Annotated in this window: 5 protein-coding genes and 1 pseudogene; 4 read left to right on the top strand and 2 right to left on the bottom strand. The window is 76.1% G+C overall.

Features of this window, described 5'->3' with window-relative positions:
• From GTQ99_RS20690 to GTQ99_RS20680, 3 genes are all read left to right on the top strand, one after another.
• Positions 1 to 537, top strand: a 537-nt coding sequence (locus GTQ99_RS20690; RefSeq protein WP_166617583.1) for a DUF2848 family protein, incomplete at its 5' end; no start/stop codon positions are given.
• 8 nt (positions 538 to 545) lie between these two features.
• Entirely contained in the window at positions 546 to 899 is a 354-nt protein-coding gene (locus GTQ99_RS20685) for a cupin domain-containing protein (RefSeq protein WP_166617582.1), read from the top strand.
• Positions 900 to 944: 45 nt separating this feature from the next.
• Entirely contained in the window at positions 945 to 2,579 is a 1,635-nt protein-coding gene (locus GTQ99_RS20680) for a peptide chain release factor 3 (RefSeq protein WP_338075163.1), read from the top strand.
• Position 2,580: 1 nt separating this feature from the next.
• On the opposite strand, the gene GTQ99_RS25590 is transcribed toward GTQ99_RS20680, so the two are convergent.
• Entirely contained in the window at positions 2,581 to 3,033 is a 453-nt protein-coding gene (locus tag GTQ99_RS25590; protein WP_166617581.1) for an anthrone oxygenase family protein, read from the bottom strand.
• A gap of 5 nt (positions 3,034 to 3,038) precedes the next feature.
• On the bottom strand, positions 3,039 to 3,692 hold the full coding sequence (locus GTQ99_RS20670) for an HD domain-containing protein (protein ID WP_166617580.1): 654 nt from the start codon (positions 3,690 to 3,692) through the stop codon (positions 3,039 to 3,041).
• Positions 3,693 to 3,924: 232 nt separating this feature from the next.
• On the opposite strand from GTQ99_RS20670, the pseudogene GTQ99_RS27600 reads away from it, so the two are divergent.
• Positions 3,925 to 4,062: pseudogene (locus GTQ99_RS27600) on the top strand (NADP-dependent oxidoreductase); the annotation flags it as partial.

Below are 4,062 nucleotides of genomic sequence, written 5' to 3'. Positions count from 1 at the left end.
GGCCAGGACGAGCGCCCACTCGGCCTCGCCGCGCAGACCGACGTCGTCCCCGTGCAGCACGGGCGCACCTCCGGCGAGGCCGAGTGGGCGCTCGTCCTGGCCGGCCCCGACCCCGAGGACGTGCTGCTGACCGTCGCCTGCGACCACACCGACCGCGCGCTGGAGGTCCACGGGGTCGCCTGGAGCAAGAACGCCAGCCTCGACGTGCTCGGGCGGCGGGCCTGGCGGCTCGTCGACGTGGAGGAGCACCTGGACCGGCTGCTGCTGACGGCGTGGGTCGAGACCGCCGACGGCTCCGAGGTCCTCGTCCAGCAGGCCCCCCTGGCCGCCCTGCTGCCGCCCTCCTACTGGCTCCAGGTCCTGCGCGCGCGCGGTCTGGCGACCCCGGGCACGGTGCTGCTCAGCGGGACGGTCGCCATGGTCCCCGGGGTGGACCAGTTCGCCGCCCGCTGGCGCGTGCGGCTGGAGGACCCGGTGCGCGAGGACGCCCTCGAGCTCGGCTACCGCGTCGAGGTCCTCCCCGAGGCCGTGGGCTGAGGCCGGCCGTGGGCACCCGGCGGGCACGACCCGCGCAGGAGTTCGCCGCACCCGCCGGGCCGTGGGTCCCGGCCCCCGCCCCCGCGACGGGGGTGTGGAACCGGGTGCTCGGCGGGGAGGGGGAGGACGCGACGCTGCTGCAGCGCTACGAGCCCGGCGGCCGCAGCGGCACGCAGGTGCTGCGGCACGAGCACTGGGAGGAGGTCTACGTCCTCTCCGGCGCGCTCACCGACCTCACCAGCGGCCTCGTCGCCACGGCCGGCACGTACGCCTTCCGCCCGCCGGGCATGCCGCACGGCCCCTACCTCAGCGAGCAGGGGTGGGAGGCGCTCGTCACCACCCGCCCAGCCGCCCCCGGCTGAGGCCGGGCGTCCGCGACCGCCGCCGCCAGCGGGGATGATGGAGCGGTGAGCACCGCCGAGTCCGACACGCTGGGGACGACCGCCGAGGTCGCCCGAGCCACCGCCGCGCAGGTCGTGGCCGAGGCCGCCCGCCGCCGCACCATCGCCGTCATCAGCCACCCCGACGCCGGCAAGTCCACGCTGACCGAGGCGCTGGCCCTGCACGCCAACGCCATCCGCGAGGCCGGGCACGTGCACGGCAAGGCGGGCCGGGCGGGGGTGGCCACCGACTGGCAGGACATGGAGAAGCAGCGCGGGATCTCCATCAGCTCCGCGGTGCTGCAGCTGGACCACCGGGGGATGGTCGTCAACGTCGTCGACACCCCCGGCCACGCGGACTTCTCCGAGGACACCTACCGCGCCCTCACCGCCGTCGACGCGGTGATCATGCTCGTGGACGCGGCCCGCGGCATGGAGGTGCAGACCCGCAAGCTGTTCGGCGTCTGCAAGCAGCGCGGGCTGCCCGTGATCACCGTGGTCAACAAGTGGGACCGGCCGGGGCGCGAGGCCCTCGAACTGCTCGACGAGGTGGAGTCGGTGACGGGGCTGCGGCCCACGCCGGTGACCTGGCCCGTCGGCATCGCCGGCGACTTCCGCGGGCTGCTGGAACGCGGCAGCGGCGAGTACGTGAAGTACACCAAGGCCCCGGGCGGGGCGACGCGCGCGCTGGAGCAGCGGATGGGCGCTGAGGAGGCCGCGGCGCTGGAGGGACCCTCCTGGCAGCAGGCCCTCGACGAGCACGACCTGCTCTCGGCGACGGGCGCCGACCACGACGAGGAGGAGTTCCTCGCCTTCCGCACCACGCCGGTGTACTTCACCGCCGCCGTGGCGAACACCGGCGTCGGGCAGGTGCTCGACGCCCTCGTCGACGTCGCACCCGCCCCGCGCGACCAGCAGGACGTCGCGGGCCGGCCCCACGCCGTGACCGGCGGTTTCAGCGCCCAGGTGTTCAAGACGCAGACCGGCATGAACCCCGCCCACCGCGACCGGCTCGCCTTCGCGCGCATCCACTCCGGCGTCTTCCACCGCGGGATGACGGTGAAGGACGACCGCAGCGGCCGGCCGATGGTCCTCAAGCACGTGCAGACGGTGTTCGGCGCCGACCGCTCGACCGTCGACGTCGCCTGGCCCGGTGACGTCATCGGCCTGGTCAACGCCCGGCACGTCGTCGTGGGCGACACCCTCTCCGAGAACGGGCGCGTCTCCTACCCGCCGCTGCCGGTGTTCGCCCCCGAGCACTTCCGCACCGTGCGCCCCGCGGACTTGCGGGTGGGCAAGCAGTTCCGGCAGGGGTTGCGCGAACTGGACGCCGAGGGCGTCGTGCGCGTGCTGACCTCCGACGCCCGCGGCGACGGCGAACCCGTCGTCAGCGCCGTGGGCGCCCTGCAGTTCGACGTCGTCCAGTACCGGATGACCCACGAGTTCCGCTCGCCGGTGCTGTTCACCGAACTGCCCTACACCACCGCCCGGATCATCGACGCCGACGCGGCCCCGCTGCTGCGCGCCCACCGCGGCGCCGAGGTCGTCCAGCACGCCGACGGGCGCACCTTCGCGCTGTTCACCGACGAGTGGCGGGTGCGCAGCTTCGCCCGCGACCACCCCGAGGTGCGCCTGGAGGAGCTCGTCGCGACCAGCTCCTGAGTCAGCGCCCCAGCGCGGTCGCGGCCGCCGCGACGACGACCAGGGCGCGGCGCAGCACGTGGGCGCGCTCCCAGCGGGCGCGCGCCTCGCGCCAGCCCTCGGCCTCCTCCCCAGGCCGCCACGAGCGCAGCCGCACGTTGATCGGCACGTGGACCCGCACCGTCAGGGTGATCGCACCGGCGACGGCCGCCACCGAGGCGGCGCGCAGGGCGGCCGCCCGCGGGGCCCGGCGGGCCGTGGCGGCCGCGGTCGCGGCACCGGTGGCCATGGCGGCCACCGACAGCGCCGGGGCCAGGCGCCGCATGACGGCGTCGGCGCGCTGCTGGTGGCGGACGTAGTCGTCGAAGCCCATCGCCCGCCGGCGGCGGCCGAAGGGCTCGGGCACGATCGCCAGCGCGAGGACGGCGGTGGCGACGTCGTGCGCGCGGCGCAGGGCGGTGGTCCGGGAGGTCACGGTGATCATCCTGGCGCGCTGCGCCCGGGCTGCCCAGCGCCCGCGCGTCCCGGCGCCTGCAGGCGAGGCGCTGCGGGCGCGGGCACGGGGTCGAGCAGCGTCGCCCGCCGCCGCTCGGTGCGCGCGACCGCCGCGCGCAGGTAGGGCTCGCGGGTGGCGTGGCTGCGGGCGTTGGGGCTGTCCGGGCCGTGCCGGTCCAGCACGTCGGCCAGGCGCTCGGACAGGCTGAGCGGTTCCCCGCCCGGGCCGACGGTCTGGTCGGCCCAGGTCAGGGCGTCCGAGAGGGCCTCGGCGTCCGAGCCGGGGACGGGCTCGGCGCACCGCAGGTCGGTCAGCTCCGCCTCCAGGCCCCGCGCGCGGGCGACGTGGGTGGCGCCGGAGTGGTGCGCCACCAGGCACACCACGGTGTCCGGCCAGCCGTGGGCGCGCAGGTGGCGGCCGCCGTCGAGGGGGTGGAACCCGGTGTCGCGCAGCGCGGGTGCGTAGCCGATGTCGTGCAGCCAGGCGGCCGCCAGCAGCACCGGGCGCTGGGCCGGCGGCAGGCTGCCCGCGGCCTCGGCGGCCCGCACCGCGACGGCGCGGGTGTGCGCCCAGCGCCGGGGGTCGTCGGCGAGCAGGTGCTCGGCCAGCTGCTGAGCCCGCCCGGCCAGACCCGTCACGCCGTCGTCCCCAGCACGGGCGCCAGCGTACGGGTGAGGTGCTGCCCGACCGCCCGGGGCTCTCGCGCGGCGAGCAGGGCCGCGCGGGTGCGCTGCGGGACCTGCGCAGCAGTCGGCCGGCGCTATTGCTTCGAACTCGAAGCAGCGCTACTGTCGTCCTACTGCTTCGAATCCGAAGCAGATGACGAGGGAGCAGACCATGACCACCGACACGACCAGCACGACGAAGACCATGAAGGCCGCGCGCTTCCACGAGACCGGTGGACCGGAGGTCCTGCAGTACGAGGACGTCGAGGTGCCCACCCCCGGACCCGGGCAGGTGCGGGTGCGGGTGGCCGCCTCCGCCTTCAACGCCGCCGACGACGGCATG

The organism is Kineococcus vitellinus, assembly GCF_009906315.1.
Lineage (GTDB): Bacteria > Actinomycetota > Actinomycetes > Actinomycetales > Kineococcaceae > Kineococcus > Kineococcus vitellinus.
The sequence above is the reverse complement of the archived record's forward strand: the minus strand, read 5'-3'. Positions and strand labels throughout refer to the sequence as shown.